The following is a 17,871-nucleotide window of genomic DNA, read 5'->3' on the forward strand; positions in this document are numbered from 1 at the left end:
TAGATGACGAGGTTGTAGCCGAGGTCTTCGAGGGCGCGGGAGGACAGCAACGGGCCCTTGCCGAACTCGGTCATGTTCGCCAGCAGTGGTACGTCGACGGCTTTCCGGAAGACCTCGAACTCGGCTTCGCTGCCCAAGGCTTCCGGGAAGATCGCGTCCGCCCCCGCGTCCACGTACGCCTTGGCGCGGTCGATCGCCGCCTCCAGGCCCTCGACGGAGCGGGCGTCGGTGCGTGCCATCAGGAGGAAGTCGGGATCGCGTCGGGCGTCAACGGCCGCCCGTACCCGGCGCACCATCGCATCGAGGGGCATGAGTGCCTTGCCGTCGAGGTGGCCGCAGCGCTTGGGGTTGACCTGGTCCTCCACGTGGAGGCCGGCCAGGCCCGCGTCCTCCATGAGCTGGACGGTGCGGGCGGCGTTCAGGGGTTCGCCGAAGCCGGTGTCTGCGTCGACGAGCGCGGGCAGGTCGGTGGTCCTGGTGATCTGCTGGGCGCGGGCGGCAACTTCGGTCGAGGTCGTCAGGCCGATGTCCGGCAGCCCCAGGTCGGCGGCGAGGACCGCTCCGGAGAGGTAGACGCCGTCGAAGCCGGCCTCCTGGATGAGGCGGGCCGAGTACGGGTTGATCGCGCCGGGCATGCGCAGCAGCCGGCCCGAGGAGAGTCGTTCCCGGAAGCTCCCGCGCTTGGCAGCCGCGGTGGTGTGGGTGTGCAGCATCAGAACAGCCCCTTCGGGAGCGTCCCGTCGTACGCGGCGGTCCGGTCCGTGTCGAGCGCGGGGAACAGGGCGGCGAGCCCGGCGGTGTCCAGCTCCGCGAGTCGGCCGGCGGCGTCGAGGAAGCGGTCCTGGGCGTCGGTGGTGACGACGCCTTCCGCCAGGGTGCGGAACTTGGCGGTGTAGGCGGCCCGGTCGAAGGGCCGCGCGCCGGCCGGGTGCGCATCGGCGACCCCGAGTTCGTCCTCGATGGCGCTGCCGTCGTCGAGGGTGACGACCAGGCGCCCGCCGAACGCCCGGTGCTCCGGGTCGGGGTGGTGGTAGCGGCGGGTCCACTCCGGGTCCTCGACGGTGGAGATCCTTCCACAGTTCGACGGTCGCGGGTCGCTGGGCGCGCGCGGGGTCGTAGGAGCGCTCGTGGTGCCAGGTGCCGTCCTCCAGCGCGACGGCGAGGATGTACGGGATGGAGTGGTCGAGGGTCTCGCGGCTGGCCGTCGGGTCGTACTTCTGCGGGTCGCCGGAGCCGGAGCCGATCACGTGATGGGTGTGGTGGCTGGTGTGCAGGACGGCGTCGCGGATCCCGGCGGTCGGGCCGGTCTTCTCACGCATCCGGCGAGCCAGGTCGATGATCGCCTGGGCCTGGTACTCCGCGGAGTACTCCTTGGTGTAGGTGTCGAGGATGGCGCGCCGGGGTTCTCCGGGGGCGGGCAGCGAGACGGTGTAGGCGGATTGAGGCCCACTCAGCATCCAGGCCAGGAAGCCGTCCTCACCCTCGTAGACGGGCGAGGGGGAGCCTTCGCCGCGCATGGCCCTGTCGACGGCCTCGATCGCGGCCTTACCGGCGAAGGCCGGGGCGTAGGCCTTCCAACTGGAGATTTCTCCCTTGCGGGACTGCCGGGTGGCCGTCGTGGTGTGCACAGCCTGCTGGACCGCCTGGTAGACCGTCGTGGTGTCGAGGTCCAGCATCGCCCCGAGCCCGCAGGCGGTGGCGGCGCTGAGATGGGCGACGTGGTCGATCCGGTGCTCGTGCAGGCAGATGCCGCGGACCAGGGCGACGTGCACCTCGTAGGCGGCGATGATGCCGCGCAGGAGGTCGGCACCCGAGCGGCCGGTGTGCTGGGCGACGGCGAGCAGGGGCGGGATGTTGTCACCCGGGTGGGAGTAGTCGGCAGCCAGGAAGGTGTCGTGGAAATCGAGCTCGCGCACGGCCGTGCCGTTGGCCCAGGCCGCCCATTCGGGGGAGACCCGTACCTCCGGCGGCAGCCCGAAGACGGAGGCTCCGGGTGCCGCCCGGTGGGGTGCGGCCTGGGCCCGGGCCACCGCGACCGGGCGGCGCAGCAGGGAGGCCACGGCCACGGAGGCGTTGTCCACGATCCGGTTCACCGCCATGTCGGCGGCCTGAGGGTCGAGGGCGGAGGCCGGCTCGGTGCCGGTGGCCGCCTCGGCCAGCTGCCAGGCGAGCTGCCGCTCGCGCGGAAGGCGGTCGGCGCTGGGATGGACGCGTACCTCGTGCTCGATCACGGAACTCCTCGGGTGCGGAAAGCGAAGGTTTCTATGCCTCACCCTCTCCGCATCCGGAGCCGATGCGACAGCTCCAACCTGCGGAATCAGTACCGTCGAATCCTGCGAATCTGCGAATCTTGCGAAAGTGGCGAGTGCTACCTTCGCAAGAGAGGAACGGGTGGAAGGAACGCTGTCGCCACATGGGACGTACGGCCGGACGCAAGATCTACGCCCACGCGAAACTGCGCAGGCTGCGCCGTGAGCGGGGCATGAACCAGGTGGAGCTGGCCCATGCCCTGGACCTGTCCACCAGCTACCTGAATCAGATCGAGCACAGCCAGCGGCCTCTCACCGCCCCTGTCCTGCTGAAGATCGCTGAGGTGTTCGGGGTCGACCCCGAGTTCTTCTCCGAAGCCGACGAGGAACGCCTCACCACCGATCTGCGCGCCGCCCTGGCGGACGAGGCCGGCGGGGTCTCGGTGGCCGCCGAAGAGATCGCGGACATGGCCCGTGACCACCCGGACATCGCGAAGGCCCTCGTCGCGCGCCACCACCGCTACCGGGACGCGGCCGAGCAGGTCGCAGCTCTGGCCCCTCCCGGGGACTCGACGGTCGTGGTGCGCGCCGAACCGCACGACGAGGTACGGGACTTCTTCTATGCCCACCACAACCATTTCGACGCACTCGACACCGAAGCGGAAGCCGTCGCATTGACTCTGGGCGGCGGCTCCGTGTCCCGCACGGCGGACCGCCTCGCGGAAGTCCTCGCCACCAGGCACGGCGTGACCCTCTTCGACGGTGCTCCGGACTGGTCCTCGGACGCCCGTCGCCTCGATCGCGAACGCGGCCTGCTGTTCCTGTCACCCTGGCTGACCGACGCACAACGTGCCTTCCAGCTCGCAACCCAGCTGGCGCTGCTGGCGTACGGTCCGCTGTTCGACTCCCTGGTGGCCAACACCGAGTTCGACTCCGAGGCATCCTCCGGACTGGCCAGGGTCGGACTGGCGAACTACTTCGCCGGCGCCCTCCTGATGCCCTACGGGCCCTTCCGGGCAGCGGCCGAGGAGCTGCGCTACGACATCGAGCTCCTCCAGGCCCGTTTCGGGGTCGGCTTCGAGACGGTCTGCCATCGGCTGAGCACCCTGCAGCGCACCGGACAACGCGGAGTTCCGTTCTCGTTCCTGCGGGCCGACCGGGCCGGAAACATCTCCAAGCGCCAGTCCGCGACCGACTTCCACTTCTCACGGCTCGGCGGCACCTGCCCCCTGTGGACCGTCTACGAGGCGTTCTCCGCTCCGGGCCGGATCCTGACCCAGGTGGCGGAGATGCCCGACGGCAAGAAGTACTTCTGGATCGCCCGCACCGTGACCCGCGGAGGCCACGGACATCGTGCCCGCCGGGCCGAGTTCGCCGTCGCGCTGGGCTGCGAGCTCCGCCACGCGTCCCGGCTCGTCTACGCCGAGGGCCTCGCGGTGAGGGATCAGGCGGCCGCAACTCCGATCGGGCTCGGCTGCGGATCTGCGAACGCCGCGACTGCGCCCAGCGGGCCAGGCCGCCGGCCGGGGGCCGCCTCGAGGTGCACCCCGACCGGCAAACATATGTTCCGTACCCGGTGTTCAAGAGTGGGTGATCCGGCGCCCCGGACGTCTCACTTCCTGCCCAGAACCTCCGTGTATGCGGCGAGCTCGCCTCCCTGGTCCCAGGTCGAGTACCGGATATCCCAGATCACCGAGGCGGTGTCGACCACCTCGGGCGCCGATTCGCGATCCTCACCGGACCGGAGGCGCCGACCGTCTCGTCGAAGAGCCACGCGGTCTCGGGCACGGGGAGGTCCGCGACGAGCAGGAGGTCGTGGGTGTGCAGCCCGGTCCGTTGCGCGAGGTCGTCGAGGAACTGATCGGTCGGTGGACAGGCGAGCGGGAGACCGACCGCGTCCGCGAGGCGCGCCAGACGTACGTCGGGTTCGGGAAATGTCGAGGGTTCCATGACCACCACGGCTGTTGGGGGGGGTGGGGGTGCGGGGCCACGCCGCCTGCGGCGAGCCCAGGCGGGTCAGCTGCGGGTGGACGAGGGCGCGCCCACGACGGGGTAGGGGACGAACGTGCTGCTGTTCTCGTCCACGGCGAGGGCCCGCCCGAGCGGGGGGACCGCGCGCTGGGGGCAGTCGAGGCGTTCGCAGAGGCGGCAGCCCATGCCGATGGGGGTGGCGGCCGCCGTGTTGTCGAGGTCGAGTCCGTCGGCGTACACGAGCCGGGAGGCGTGGCGGAGCTCGCAGCCGAGGCCGATGGCGAACGTCTTGCCGGGTTCGCCCCAGCCGCCGCGGTGGCGGGTGACGGCGCGGGCGGTCCACAGGTACCGTTGTCCGTCGGGCATGGCGGCGACCTGGACGTGGATGCGGCCGGGGGCACTGAAGGCCTCGTAGACGTTCCAGAGCGGGCAGGTTCCTCCCGCGCGGGAGAAGTGGAACCCTGTGGCGGACTGCCGCTTGGACATGTTCCCGGCCCGATCCACGCGTACGAAGGAGAACGGGACGCCGCGCAGCCTGGGGCGTTGCAGGGTGCTGAGGCGGTGGCAGACGGTTTCGTAGCCGATGCCGAAGTGGTCGGTGAGTCGCTCGATGTCGTAGCGGAACTCCTCGGCGGCCGTGTGGAAGGCCGTGTACGGGAGGATCAGCGCGGCGGCGAAGTAGTTGGCGATGCCGATCCGGGCCAAGGGGCGCGCCTCGGACCCGGCCGGGAAGTCCTCGGAGGCCAGGCCGTCGAGCTCGTCCCCGTACTCGAGGAGGGCGAGCTGGGTGGCCATCCGGAAGGCTTGCTGGCCCGGGCGGAGCCTGCTCGACAGGTGCAGGGTGCGGCTGTCGGCGTCGTAGTGGTGCAGCCTGTCGGAGTCCGCGGTGATACGGATCCCGTGCCGGTCGGTGAGGCGGTGGGTCAGGGCGCGGATGACGTCCCCGGGGCGGATGCCGATCTCGCGGGCCAGGTCCTCGGCGGCGAGATCGGTGTCGTGGAGGTAGTTCTGGCGCCGGTAGAAGAACTCGCGGATCTCCTCGTGGGGCGAGCGTGGCGCCTCCGCCGGGCCGCCACGGCCTTCGGCCGCGTCGGCGAGCCGCTCCGTGAGGAGCTGGCTGCGTCGCCCGAGGTCCAGCAGGACCGCGGCGACGGCCGGCATCCGGGTGGCCAGCTCGGCCAGGTCGGACGAAGAGACGCGGGCCTCGGCGACCTCCTTGGCCAGCGCCTCGCGAAGGTCGGCGACCATGCGGCTGGTGTCGCGCTCCGAGAAGAACCCCGGGTCCACCCCGAACGCCTCGGTGAGGCGCAGCAGCACCGGGACGGTGAGCGGGCGGGAGTCGTGCTCCATCTGGTTCAGGTAACTGGGCGAGATGCCCAGCACCCTGGCCAGGTCGGCCTGCGTCATGCGCCGCTCCTCGCGCAGCCGCCGCAGCCGTGCTCCCGCGTAGGTCTTGCTCACCGGACTCCTCCACCGTCGGACGGGTCCCGTCAGCATATGGCGACATGACTCATCAGTAACCTTCGCAAGCTTGGCAATTTCGGCTCCGAAGATTCGCAAACCTTGGCAGGCGTACAGCCTTGATGGCACCCAGTGCCAGTGCCAGAGTCGGTCCTGCGGCCAGCCCGAACCGGTGGCCGGGAAGGACCCCAGAACCCCGATTCATGCCCTGATTTCGGTGATCTGACCTCCGCTCCTGGCAGATCGGCAGCATTGCTCAGCTCCGGCCCACAGGCGGGTTCGGCGGCCGCGCCTTCTTCATCAGGCACAGAGTGTCAATGCGTGGATCCCTACCGGGGGCATTGGCAAGACAAGCGACGACGGAAACGGTGACGGTCATGGCAGAGGCGAACAAGGCGGCGGCCGAGCAGCTCAAGCAGCGCTGGGCGGACGACCCGAGGTGGGCGGGGATCGAGCGTACGTACTCGGCCGAGGACGTGGTCCGCCTGTCGGGCAGTGTCCGCGAGGAGCACACCCTGGCGCGGCGCGGCGCCGAGCGGCTGTGGCGCCAGCTCCACGAGCAGGACTACATCCACGCGCTCGGCGCCCTCACCGGCGGCCAGGCCGTCCAGCAGGTCCGCGCCGGCCTCCAGGCGATCTACCTGTCCGGCTGGCAGGTCGCCGCAGACGCCAACCAGGCCGGCCACACCTACCCCGACCAGTCCCTCTACCCGGTCAACTCCGTGCCCCAGGTGGTCCGTCGGATCAACAACGCGTTGCTGCGCGCCGATCAGATAGCCACTGCCGAGGGCGGCTCGGACACGACCGACTGGCTGGCGCCGATCGTCGCCGATGCCGAGGCCGGCTTCGGCGGCCCGCTCAACGCCTTCGAACTGACCAAGGCGATGATCGCCGCGGGTGCGGCGGGCATCCACTACGAGGACCAGCTGGCCTCCGAGAAGAAGTGCGGCCACCTCGGCGGCAAGGTTCTCGTCCCGACGTCCCAGCACATCCGCACCCTGAACGCGGCCCGTCTGGCGGCCGACATCGCGGACACCCCGACGCTGATCATCGCCCGTACGGACGCGCTCGCCGCCACCCTCCTGACCAGCGACGTCGACGAGCGCGACGCCGAGTTCTGCACTGGCGAGCGCACCGCGGAGGGCTTCTACCACGTGCGCAACGGCATGGCGCCGGTCATCGCCCGCGGTCTGGCGTACGCCCCGTACGCCGACCTGATCTGGGTGGAGACCGGCACCCCGGACCTGGAGCAGGCCCGCGAGTTCGCCGAGGCGATCCACGCGCAGTACCCGGACCAGATGCTCGCCTACAACTGCTCGCCCTCCTTCAACTGGAAGGCCGCGCTGGACGACGACCAGATCGCCAAGTTCCAGCGTGAACTCGGCGCCATGGGCTACAGGTTCCAGTTCATCACCCTGGCCGGCTTCCACTCCCTCAACCACGGCATGTTCGACCTCGCCCGCGGCTACGCCGAGCACGGCATGACCGCCTACGTGGACCTCCAGGAGCGGGAGTTCGCCGCCCAGCAGCACGGCTTCACCGCCGTCAAGCACCAGCGCGAGGTCGGCACCGGCTACTTCGACCTGGTCTCCACCGCCGTCAACCCGGCCTCGTCCACGACCGCGCTCGCCGGTTCCACCGAGGAAGAGCAGTTCCACTAGGAACTCCTGCTCTTGCCCCAGCCCGGCGCCCCGCCGCTCGTCGTCCGACGGCGCCCGAGGACCCTCTCCTCGGGCGCCCGCCGCCCCACGCTGAGGAGAAGAACCTCATGTCACGCACGCCCCTGATCAGCAGCGTCCGGGTGCTCGGAGCGCCGGCCGAGCGCCACGAGGAGATCCTGACGCCCGAGGCCCTCGAGTTCATCGGCCGGCTCGACTCCGCCTTCGCGGACCGCCGTCTGGAAGTCCTCAAGGAACGCCGTCGCCGCTGCGGGAACCTGGCCTCCGGGACGCCGCTGGACTTCTCCCGCGCCACGGCCGCCGTCCGCGCCGACGCCGACTGGCGTGTGGCCCCGCCCGCCCCTGGTCTGGCAGACCGCCGAGTGGAGATCACCGGCCCGCCGGAGCGCCGTATGGCGATCAACGCGCTGAACTCCGGCGCGAAGGTCTGGATGGCCGACTTCGAGGACGCCACCGCCCCCACTTGGAACAACGTCATCGGCGGTCAGCTCAACCTGCTCGACGCCATCGAGCGGCGCATCGACTTCACGACTCCCGAGGGCAAGGAGTACCGTCTCGGCGCTGACCTGGCGACCATCATGGTCCGCCCGCGCGGCTGGCACCTCACCGAGGAGCACCTGGAGATCGACGGGCGGCCCTTGTCCGCCTCCCTCGTCGACTTCGGCCTGTACTTCTTCCACTGCGCCCAGCGGCAGATCGACGCCGGCCACGGCCCGTACTTCTACCTCCCCAAGCTGGAGAACCGGTACGAGGCCCGACTCTGGAACGACATATTCCTCCTCGCCCAGGAACTCCTCGGCATCCCCCGCGGCACCGTCCGCGCCACCGTCCTCATCGAGACGATCACCGCGGCGTTCGAGATGGAGGAGATCCTCTACGAACTGCGCGAGCACAGCGCCGGCCTCAACGCCGGCCGCTGGGACTACCTGTTCAGCCTGCTCAAGACCTTCGGCCACCGCACCGACTTCCAACTGCCCGACCGGGCCGCGGTCACCATGACCGCCCCGTTCATGCGGGCGTACACCGAACTCCTCGTCCGCACCTGCCACCGACGCGGGGCGCACGCCATCGGCGGCATGGCCGCCCACGTCCCGAGCAAGGACCCGGAGGCGAACGCCGCCGCGTTCGCGAAGGTCCGCCTCGACAAGGAACGCGAGGCCGAGGACGGCTTCGACGGCTCCTGGGTCGCCCACCCCGGCCTCGTCCCCCTCTGCCGTGAGGTCTTCGACGGCGTCCTCGCGGACCGGCCGAACCAGCGGGAACGCACCCGGGAGGACGTCGAGGTCACCGCCGCCGACCTGCTGTCCCTACGCCGTATCGCGGCCCCGCCGACATCCGAGGGCATCCGCTCCAACGTGGCCGTGGCCCTGCGCTACTTCGACGCCTGGCTGCGCGGCAGCGGCGCCGTCGCACTGAACGGCCTGATGGAGGACGCCGCCACCGCCGAGATCGCCCGCGTCCAGATCTGGCAGTGGCTGCGCCACGACCGCGTTGACCGGAGTACGGTCATCGACCTCCTTGACGCCGAATGCGCCGCCTTGGAGGCCGAGGACCCGCAGGCACTCGCCCTCGAAGCCCGAGAGGTCTTCGTGGACTCCGCACTCTCGGTGCAGCTCCCGCTGTTCTTCACGCCCGAGGCCTACACCCGCCACCTGGTCCGCCGCGTCCCCGCGGAGGTGAACGCGTGAACGCCCTCTCGCAGCCTGCCGGTATCCGGCGTGTCGGAGTCGTCGGCGGGGGCCAGATGGGCGCGGGCATCGCCGAGGTGTGCGCCCGCGCCGGCCTCGACACCGTCGTCGCCGAAGCGGACGCCACCGCCGCCCGAGCGGCCGGACACCGCGTGGCCGTCTCCCTGGAACGAGCCGTCCAGCGCGGCAAGCTCGACCGCCTCTCCGCCGAGGACACCCTGGCCCGCCTCGTCTTCACCGGAGACCTGGAGGACCTCGGTGACCGGCAGCTCGTCATCGAGGCCGTCACCGAGAACCCCGAAGCCAAGACGGAGGCCTTCGCGGCCCTCGACAAGATCGTTGCGGATCCGCAGGCCATCCTCGCCACGAACACCTCGGCCATTCCGATCATGCAGCTGGGCATGGCCACCGGCCGCGCCGACCGGGTCGTGGGACTCCACTTCTTCAACCCCGTCCCCGTCCTCCCGCTGGTCGAGGTCGTCTCCTCGCTCCACACATCGGCGGACACCCTCGCCGCAGTCGAGACGTTCGCCCGCGACACCCTCGGGAAGACCACGGTCCGGTCCCAGGACCGGGCAGGTTTCGTCGTCAACGCGCTGCTGATCCCGTACCTGCTCTCCGCCATCCGCATGGCCGAGTCCGGGTTCGCGAGCGCCGCCGACGTCGACGCCGGCATGGAACTGGGCTGCGCCCACCCCATGGGCCCCCTCAAGCTCGCCGACCTGATCGGCCTCGACACCGTCGCCGCGATCGCCGAGTCGCTGTACGAGGAATTCAAGGAACCCCTGTACGCCCCGCCCCCGCTGCTCCAGCGGATGGTGCAGGCCGGGCTGCTCGGCCGCAAGAGCGGGCGCGGGTTCCACACATACGGCCGGGTCTGAGGGGCCCGGCACCGCTCCGGAGCTGAGGGTGCGCCGGAGGTACGCGGGGACGCTGGGAGTGCGGCGAGTGGTGTCGTCGCACCCCCACCGTTCCTCATGCTCAGCCGGCCGCAGTGATCGCACGGACAACCCGGACCGCGTCCGCCGTCGCACGGGGGTCATGGACCCTGACGGCCCACGAGCCCTGGTAGGCGGCGATCGCAGACAGGGCGGCCGTGGCGGCGTCCCGGCCGTGTGCGGGCGGCGGTGTGCCGTCCGCGTCGGCCAGGATGTGTCCGAGGAACCTCTTCCGGGAGCCCGCGACCAGGACGGGACGGCCCAGCGAGCACACCTCGCCCAGGCCGGCGACCAGGCTGAGGTCGTGCTCGGCCCGCTTGGCGAACCCGAGCCCCGGGTCGATCACCAGCCGCTCCAGGGGGATGCCCCCAGCCACCACGGCCGCGACTCGGGCACCGAGTTCCGCGACGACCTCGCGCCAGGACCGCGCCCGCATCGATCGCCCGTGCGGCGACGGAGGCGCGCATGGTGTCGACGGACACCAGGACACCTTCGGCCGTCAGGTCCCGAACGACCGGGATGACGCGCCGCAACTCCTCCTCCTCGTCGACACGAGAGGCCCCGGGGCGTGTCGACTCACCGCCGACATCGACCAGGTCGGCGCCCTCGGCCACGAGATCCAGACCGCGCTTGACGGCAGCTGCCGCGTCGAACCAGTGACCGCCGTCCGAGAACGAGTCAGGGGTCACGTTCACAACGCCCATGACCGCGCACCGGTCCCACTTCGGCAACCCCGCGAGGACGCGCTCCTCACGGCCGCTCGTACGCGAGGTACCTGCCGTACGGGCGCTGGGCGAACTCACGAGGACACCACCGCACGGCGGACGAGGTGACGCCGATACGCCTCGGGGGTGAAGAAGGCAGGCAAGTCACGCATGGCGATCGACCTTTCGAGGACATCACGAGCCTCTGACACCCGCGCCCCGGGCTGCTCCCGGGCCAGAGCCGCGGACTCGGCGTCCACGGCCCGCGCAGCTCCTCCCGGGAGATCAGGCGATGCCGCGTCCACTGCCAGAGCCGGGCTCGGGCGATCTCGGCCGTGGCAGTGTCCTCCAGCAGGCCGTCCAGGGCGACGGCCCCCGTCCCCGCAGCCAGGCATCGACGTACCGCAGTTGACGTGCAGGGTGTTCCGCTTCGCCACCTGAGACCTTCCCGTCTGCCGGGCTTGCGTCGCTGCTGTCCGGTCGTGGCCGGTCCGGGCCGGGCGCCGAGGCGCCCGGCCCGGACCGCGCCGCATCAGCCGTTGTCGACTTCGAGCTCCGCCCTGACCTCGCGGGCGGCGGCGACGAGGATCTCCAGGGAGGCGCGGGTCTCGGGCCAACCACGCGTCTTCAGACCGCAGTCGGGATTCACCCACAGCCGCTCGGCGGGGATGGCGTCCAGCCCCTTGCGCAGGAGGCCCGCGGCCTCGTCGGTGCTCGGGATGCGGGGGGAGTGGATGTCCCAGACACCGGGTCCGGCCTCACGGGGGTATCCGTGCTCGGCCAGTTCGTCCGCGACCTGCATGTGGGAGCGGGCGGCCTCCAGGCTGATGACGTCGGCATCGAGGTCGTCGATGGCCTGGACGATGTCGCCGAACTCGGCGTAGCACATGTGGGTGTGGATCTGGGTGTCCGGCCGCACGCCACTGGTGCTGAGCCGGAACGACTCGGTGGCCCAGGCCAGGTACTCCGCGTGGTCCGCCGCCCGCAGGGGCAGGGTCTCGCGCAGCGCCGGCTCGTCGACCTGGATGGCCGAAGTACCCGCTGCCTCCAGGTCGTTCACCTCATCGCGCAGGGCGAGCGCCACCTGGCGGGCGGTGTCCCCGAGCGGCTGGTCGTCGCGTACGAACGACCAGGCGAGCATGGTGACCGGACCGGTGAGCATGCCCTTGACCGGCTTGGACGTCTGACCCTGCGCGAACGTCGTCCAGCGGACGGTCATCGGCTCGGGCCGGGAGATGTCTCCGGCCAGGACGGGCGGGCGGACGTAGCGCGTGCCGTAGGACTGCACCCAGCCGTGCTGGGTGGCGACGTAGCCCGTCAGCTGCTCGGCGAAGTACTGCACCATGTCGTTGCGCTCGGGCTCGCCGTGCACCAGCACGTCGACGCCGGTCTTCTCCTGGAACGAGATCACCTCGCGGATCTCGTTCTCGATCCGCTCCTCGTACCCGGCCGCGTCGATCCGGCCGGCCCGCAGGTCGGCACGGGCCACGCGCAGCTCGTCGGTCTGCGGGAACGAGCCGATGGTGGTGGTGGGCAGCACCGGTAGCCCCAGGTGGGCGCGTTGCGCGGCGGTGCGCTGTGCGTAGGGCTGGGAGCGCCGTCCGTCCGCATCGGTGATCGCGGCGGTGCGGGCGCGGACGGCGGGGTCGTGGGTGATGGCGGAATGGGCGCGCGAGGCGAGGTCGGCGCGGTTGGCGGCCAGCTCGGCAGCGATCACGTGGGTGCCCTGGGCGAGGCCGCGGGCGAGGGTGCTGATCTCGGTGGTCTTCTGCCGGGCGAAGGCGAACCAGCGCCGGATCTGCGGGTCGATGTCCCGTTCGGCGTTGGCGTCGAGCGGGACGTGCAGCAGGGAACAGGACGCGGCGACATCGACCTGGTCGGCGAGGCCCAGGAGGGTGCCGAGGGTGGCCAGGGACTTCTGGTAGTCGTTGATCCAGATGTTGCGGCCGTTGACTACGCCCGCGACCAGGCGCTTGCCCGGCAGCCCGCCGACCGCGGCGAGGGCGTCGAGGTTCGAGGCGGCGGAGTCGGTGAAGTCGAGGGCCAGACCCTCGACCGGGGCGGCGGCGAGGACCTGGAGGGCGTCGCCGAGCCGGTCGAAGTACGAGGCCACGAGCAGCTTGGGCCGGTCGGTGGCCCCGCCCAGCTCACGGTAGGCGCGGGCCGCGGCGTTCAGGTCGGCCGGGGTGCGGTCCTGGACCAGGGCCGGCTCGTCGACCTGCACCCACTCGGCCCCGGCAGCGCGCAGGTCGGCCAGGACCCGGGCGTAGACGGGCAGCAGCCGGTCGAGCAGGGTGATCGGCTGGAAGTCGGCGGCCACGCCGGGGGCGGGCTTGGCGAGCAGCAGGTAGGTGATGGGGCCGACGAGGACAGGGCGGGCCGCGTGGCCCAGCGCGAGGGCCTCCTTCAGCTCGGCGACCTGCTTGGTGGAGTCGCCGGCGAAGACGGTGTCGGGACCGAGTTCGGGCACCAGGTAGTGGTAGTTGGTGTCGAACCACTTGGTCATCTCCAGCGGGGCCACGTCCTGCGTGCCGCGCGCCATCGCGAAGTAGCCGTCGAGGGCATCGGCGGCGGTGGCCTCCCGGTGCCGCTCGGGGACGGCGCTGACCATCACACTGGTGTCCAGGACGTGGTCGTAGTACGAGAAATCACCGGTCGGCACCTCGTGGATGCCCGCCTCGGTCAGCTGCTGCCAGTTCGAACGGCGCAGGTCGGCTGCGGTCTGCCGGAGGGCGTCGGCGGTGACGCGGCCCTTCCAGTAGCCCTCGATGGCCTTCTTCAGTTCGCGGTTCTGACCCTGGCGAGGGTAGCCGTACACGGTGGCTCGTGCTGCCGCGGCTGCGGGCTTCGCTGTCACGGAACTCTCCTTCGCGAGATGTGTCCAGAACATCCCGGACGACGGGACGCGGACGCGAAGGGACGACAGAACGCGCGGACCACGTTGCGGGAAAGGACACCGCACGTGCCGCTCGCTGTGTACGCCGACCCGCCCACGAGGTCACCGGGACATCCGCGCGCGGAATCGTCCGCGTGCGGGCAACGGGCAGGTCTTCGGACTCGCGGGCACGCCTGCCGGTCTCCCGGCGGGCACCTACTGGCCGTCGCTTCCCAGGACCGTTGTCCGGTCCCAGTGCGTATGACGGCGGTCGTTCCCGCTCACCGCTGCGGGGCAGTCCCGGATTCCCACCGGGTTCCCTCTTACGACGCATCCCGCCTGGCGGACGGGGCGAACCAGCTGCACCGGCCACCCTAGGGTGGCTGACGGCCTCCGGGCGAGCCATGTCCGCCATTCGGACGCTGGAATGAGACGGTCCGGATGGTGGTCCGATCCCAGCTGGACGTTGGCGTGCCCGGCGGACGGGGGCGACGCCCGGGTGGCCCGCCGGCTGACACGGCCGACGGCCCGGCCCTCCGCACAGCGGAGGGCCGGGCGCAGGGGTCAGTTGTCCAGGCCGAGGTAGCGGGTCAGGTATTCGGTGATCTCGCCGGCGTGGGGTACCAGTTCGGGGAGTTGGGCGGCCAGGGCCTCACGGGTGGCCGTGGCCAGGGCGCCGGTGGTGGCCGCGGTGCGGACGTACGGCTCTAGGCGCTTGATCAGCTCGTAGTTGCTGTCGATGTTCTCGGCTCGCATCGCCCTCTCCAGGGGCGGTGCGCCGGGCGGCGGGACGGGCGCGAGCACCCGGCTGACGTAGGTGACCCGGTGCAGGATCCGCCAGCACGGGGGTTTGGCCGAGCTCTGCCGGGTCTGGCGCAGGGCGGCGGCGTCGGGGGCGTCGCTGCCCGCCAGCCAGAGCGGGTCGACGACCTTGTGGTAGAAGTCGTCGAAGTTGGCGCTGGTCTCGCCGAGGTAGAAGGTCAGGAAGCGGTAGGCGTCCACCTTGCCCGGCACCAGGACCGGCTTGCCCGCGGCGTGTGCCCTTGGCCCGGGTGACGCTGAACCCGCTGCTCCTGGAGGCGTCGAGGTGGACCGACCAGCCCAGGCCCAGGGCGCCGAAGCTGAGGTCCATGGAGCCGCCGAACATGCTGGTGAAGTCGTAGGAGCCGGAGGTGGTCTCGCTGACGGCGTCGGTGGCCTCGGTGGTCTCGGCGAAGAAGCCGCCCTGGGCGGTCCAGACGTAGGTGTTGACCAGGTCCCGGTGCGAGAAGCCGGTGGCGGCGGCGCTGCCGGTGGTGCCCTTCGCGCCCTCCTGCGGTTCGGCGGACATCCCCATCGTCCGCAGCACCGCTTTGGCCTGTGCCTGCACCTGGTCGTTGCCCGTGTGGTGGCCGGCCTCAGTGGAGACCGATTCGTAGAAGGCGTGCAGCCGCTGCTGGTCGCGGGTGATGCGGCGCTTGAGCGCGTACGCGTCGCGGGGTTTGAAGTAGCTGTACTCGCCGTAGCGGGTGGCGGTGGGGTAGTCGGGATCGGTGACCTTGCCTCGGTCGTCGAAGCCGACCGCCCCGTCCAGGGTGCCCTGCTTGGTGTAGCGGGGGTTGATCGGGAAGTGGATGACGTTCCAGTCCCGGGGGATGTCCGGGTTGGGCAGCATCCGGTAGGCGACCAGCGCGCCGGTGTGGGCCAGGCGCAGCGCGAAGACGTCGGCGGTCTGCGACTGCACCAGCGCCATGCCGGTGTTGGCGGGGACGTACCGCCGGCCCACAGAGGAGTTCAGCACCTTCGCGGGGTCCTCGGTGTAGCCGGTCAGGGCCAGCTTCGTCTTGTGCGCGGTGTTCCTGCCCTGGCTGACCTTGGTGTCCTCGCTCCACGTGTTGGAGAACTCCAGGCTGCCCGTCCCGGCCAGCTTCAACTGGCCCTTGGCCAGCGGGCTCGCTGTGCCGAAGCCGGCCGGCGCGGTGATCGTCAGGGTGTCGGCCTCGGTCTCGCCGCCGAGCGCGAAGTTGAAGGCGGTCCGTACGCTCTCGGTCTTGCTGGCGGACAGGCTCTGTACGACCTGGTCGGCCTCGGTGAACTCCACCGAGGACGCGGCCGGGTAGCCGTCGGGCTTGTCGGTGAGGTTCTCCGAGGGCACGGGCGGGGCGCCCTCGACGTAGCCCATCAGCTGCGGGTCGAACTGGGCCTGGCCGACCCACTCGGTGATCAGGTCGCCCACCTTGTACCCGGTGACCAGGTGCCAGCGGCCGTTGCGGACGAATCCGTAGCAGCGCTTGAGGACGCCGACCGCCTCGCCCTTGGCGTCGAACTGGAGGTCGGCGTACTCGGTGGCGCCGGGTGCGCCGGCGATGGTGTCGTGGAAGGGGGTGCGGACGTCGGCGAGCGCCGAACGCACCTCGGCGGTGTCGGTGGACACGGGGGCGGTGGACAGCAGGATGCGCGGCCGCTTGGCGGAGAAGCCCAGGTTGTTGCCGCGCAGGCCCTCGTCGCGCACCGAGGTGCTGTCGGGTGCGGTGGAGTCCCGGTCGAACGGCCAGTAGCCGAGCAGGCTGCTTGTCGCCGCGCAGGCGCGTGAAGAGGTTGTCGTGGATCTGCTCCCGGGTGCGGACGGTGCGCCAGATCCGCACCTCCTCCAGGGTCCCGGTCAACAGGTCCACCGGCTTGCCCCCGGCCAGGCCCGCCCCCAGGGTGAGTTGGACATCGCCGAAGGGGGCCTTGTCCTGTGCGGTCGTAGGTCCTTCGGAGAGCAGGTCGCCGTTGCGGTACACGCGCAGGGGACTGGCCGTGGGATCGACGTCGCGGGTCCAGCGGGCGCCCCGCAGCTTGGCGGGGAAGGAACCGGAGATGTCGGAGGTGACGTTGCCGGCGTTCTCGTCGAAGGGCCAGCGGGCCAGGAGTCCCTTCTCGCGCGGGGTGACCGGCAGCCCCAACTGGACGGCCGGCCGGGCGGAGTTCCACAGCCGTACCTCGCACAGCACGCCGCGCAGTCCCCGGCCGATGATCAGCTCGGCGGTGTTCGACTGGGCGCCGGGGCCGCCGTACACATGGCTGCCGGCCGCGACGCCGCCGAGGTAGAAACGGATGTCCTGCTCGGGGCGGACGCCCGCGTTCGCCTGGCTGGCGGCGGACACTTCGGGCTTGCGGCGCTGGCGCACCACGGTCACCCGCTCCAGGACGCCGGGTGTCACGGCCCGGTCGGAGGTGTACCGCACGGCCTTCCCGTCGGCCTCGGCGAAGGCGAACTCCAGCCGTCCGTCGGCCAGTACGCCCAGCTGGTACGGGACGCCCTCGCGGCCGCCGTCGACGACCGCGTCCTTCGCCAGGATGCCCATGGGCGTGCCGAGACGGTCGAGCTGGACGAACGCCTCGATGGTGAGGTCCTCCAGGACGTCCAGCGAGTTCTGCGGGGCCACCGACAGGCCCTCGGAACCGTCCAGGCGCAGCGCCCAGGACTGGGTGAACGTCGCGGCGAGGTGCGCCCATTCGTTGCACGGGAAGCGCTCCGCCGAGCGGAAAACCCGGTCGCCCACCCGCGCCACCACCTGGTAGCCCTTGATCGGCGAGGCCGGGCTGCCGGTGCCCTCGGAGGTCCAGTGGCCCAGCAGGCCGGGCTCCCGTCCGGACAGCCGCTGGTGGCGCTCGGCGGATATCTCCTGGTGGGTGCGTGCCCGGCCGAAGACCCGGACCTCGTCAATCTGGCCGTCGAGGTGGTCTCCGGTGAACGGGTGGTGGCCCAGCACCAGGGGGCCGATGCCGGCGTACGCGCCGGTGGCGGTGCGGCGGCCTACCTCGGTGCCGTCCCGGTAGAGGATCTGCTCGCGGGTGGCGTGCTTGTAGACCGCGGCCCAGTGGTGCCACTCCAGGTCAGGGTAGGACTGCGCGGTGGTCAGGTCGTCCGCGAACAGCGCGAAGACGAACTTCTCGTCGGGCGTGAAGTGCAGGTGGAGCGTCTGGTCGAGCCGGCCGTCCAGGGCGCCGTGCACGAGCAGCGGTTCCCGGCGGGCGCGGGACTGGTTGCGCTTGGCCCACAGCTCGATGGTGAAGTCGCGGTGGGACAGGTCGAGCGCGCCGGTCAGCTCGGCCTTGGCGGTGCCGACGAACTGCCGCACCGGCAGTCCTGCGGCGGCGAGCCCGAGGGAGTAGGCGGACTCGTCCGTCCTGGCGTGGATGATGCGGCCCTGGCCGGCCTCGGGGTTGACCCAGGCCTCCAGGCTCAGGTCCCCGACCGGGGCGACCGCCTGGTGGCGGCCGGCGGGCAGGGACAGGTACTGGTCCTTGCCGTCGAACCGGAAGGCACGGCCGGGCATCT

10 protein-coding genes, 3 pseudogenes and 1 riboswitch are annotated in these 17,871 nt (G+C 71.1%); of the genes and pseudogenes, 4 read left to right on the forward strand and 9 right to left on the reverse strand.

The genetic code is table 11. The features are described from left to right. A partial coding sequence (locus ACS04_RS28780; protein WP_078865450.1) for an isocitrate lyase/phosphoenolpyruvate mutase family protein occupies nt 1-713 on the reverse strand: 713 nt, incomplete at its 3' end. After that, a pseudogene (locus ACS04_RS28785) lies at nt 713-2,231 on the reverse strand (MmgE/PrpD family protein). The pseudogene ACS04_RS28785 and the gene ACS04_RS28780, both read right to left, overlap by 1 nt. Nucleotides 2,232-2,413: 182 nt before the next feature. Here ACS04_RS28785 and ACS04_RS28790 point away from each other — a divergent pair. Beyond that, a pseudogene (locus tag ACS04_RS28790) lies at nt 2,414-3,843 on the forward strand (short-chain fatty acyl-CoA regulator family protein). Between the two features lie 95 nt (nt 3,844-3,938). Here ACS04_RS28790 and ACS04_RS28795 read toward each other — a convergent pair. Beyond that, a complete protein-coding gene (locus tag ACS04_RS28795; RefSeq protein WP_048479704.1) occupies nt 3,939-4,199 on the reverse strand; it encodes a hypothetical protein in 261 nt (86 codons plus the stop codon). Nucleotides 4,200-4,265: 66 nt separating this feature from the next. Then, nucleotides 4,266-5,681, reverse strand: a complete 1,416-nt coding sequence (locus ACS04_RS28800; protein ID WP_048479705.1) for a short-chain fatty acyl-CoA regulator family protein — start codon at nt 5,679-5,681, stop codon at nt 4,266-4,268. Nucleotides 5,682-6,058: 377 nt separating this feature from the next. Here ACS04_RS28800 and aceA point away from each other — a divergent pair, with 377 nt between their 5' ends. From aceA to ACS04_RS28815, 3 genes are all read left to right on the forward strand, one after another. Beyond that, on the forward strand, nt 6,059-7,342 hold the full coding sequence (aceA, locus tag ACS04_RS28805) for an isocitrate lyase (RefSeq protein ID WP_048479706.1): 1,284 nt from the start codon (nt 6,059-6,061) through the stop codon (nt 7,340-7,342). Between the two features lie 107 nt (nt 7,343-7,449). Continuing rightward, complete coding sequence (gene aceB / locus ACS04_RS28810) at nt 7,450-9,048, forward strand: malate synthase A (protein WP_048479707.1); 1,599 nt, start codon at nt 7,450-7,452, stop codon at nt 9,046-9,048. Continuing rightward, on the forward strand, nt 9,045-9,929 hold the full coding sequence (locus tag ACS04_RS28815; protein WP_078865452.1) for a 3-hydroxybutyryl-CoA dehydrogenase: 885 nt from the start codon (nt 9,045-9,047) through the stop codon (nt 9,927-9,929). The genes aceB and ACS04_RS28815 overlap by 4 nt, the downstream gene beginning before the upstream one ends. Before the next feature lie 100 nt (nt 9,930-10,029). On the opposite strand, the pseudogene ACS04_RS28820 reads toward ACS04_RS28815, so the two are convergent. The 5 genes and pseudogenes from ACS04_RS28820 to ACS04_RS40520 all read right to left on the reverse strand — a co-directional run bounded on the left by ACS04_RS28820 (nt 10,030) and on the right by ACS04_RS40520 (nt 17,869). Continuing rightward, nucleotides 10,030-10,690 (reverse strand): annotated as a pseudogene (locus ACS04_RS28820) (dihydropteroate synthase). A 46-nt stretch (nt 10,691-10,736) separates the two neighbouring features. Further along, nucleotides 10,737-11,081: a hypothetical protein gene (locus tag ACS04_RS37790; RefSeq protein ID WP_107438734.1), complete on the reverse strand. Its 345-nt coding sequence runs from the start codon at nt 11,079-11,081 to the stop codon at nt 10,737-10,739. Between the two features lie 141 nt (nt 11,082-11,222). Further along, nucleotides 11,223-13,547: a 5-methyltetrahydropteroyltriglutamate--homocysteine S-methyltransferase gene (gene metE / locus ACS04_RS28825; protein ID WP_048479708.1), complete on the reverse strand. Its 2,325-nt coding sequence runs from the start codon at nt 13,545-13,547 to the stop codon at nt 11,223-11,225. 180 nt (nt 13,548-13,727) lie between these two features. After that, nucleotides 13,728-13,928: riboswitch (cobalamin riboswitch) on the reverse strand. A gap of 201 nt (nt 13,929-14,129) precedes the next feature. Beyond that, nucleotides 14,130-14,579, reverse strand: a complete 450-nt coding sequence (locus tag ACS04_RS40515) for a hypothetical protein (RefSeq protein WP_158977592.1) — start codon at nt 14,577-14,579, stop codon at nt 14,130-14,132. Between the two features lie 383 nt (nt 14,580-14,962). Then, entirely contained in the window at nt 14,963-17,869 is a 2,907-nt protein-coding gene (locus tag ACS04_RS40520; protein WP_398022274.1) for a LamG-like jellyroll fold domain-containing protein, read from the reverse strand. Nucleotides 17,870-17,871 lie beyond the last annotated feature (2 nt).

The sequence above is a fragment of the Streptomyces roseus genome, assembly GCF_001044425.1.
In the GTDB taxonomy this organism is placed as follows: Bacteria; Actinomycetota; Actinomycetes; order Streptomycetales; family Streptomycetaceae; genus Streptomyces; species Streptomyces roseus.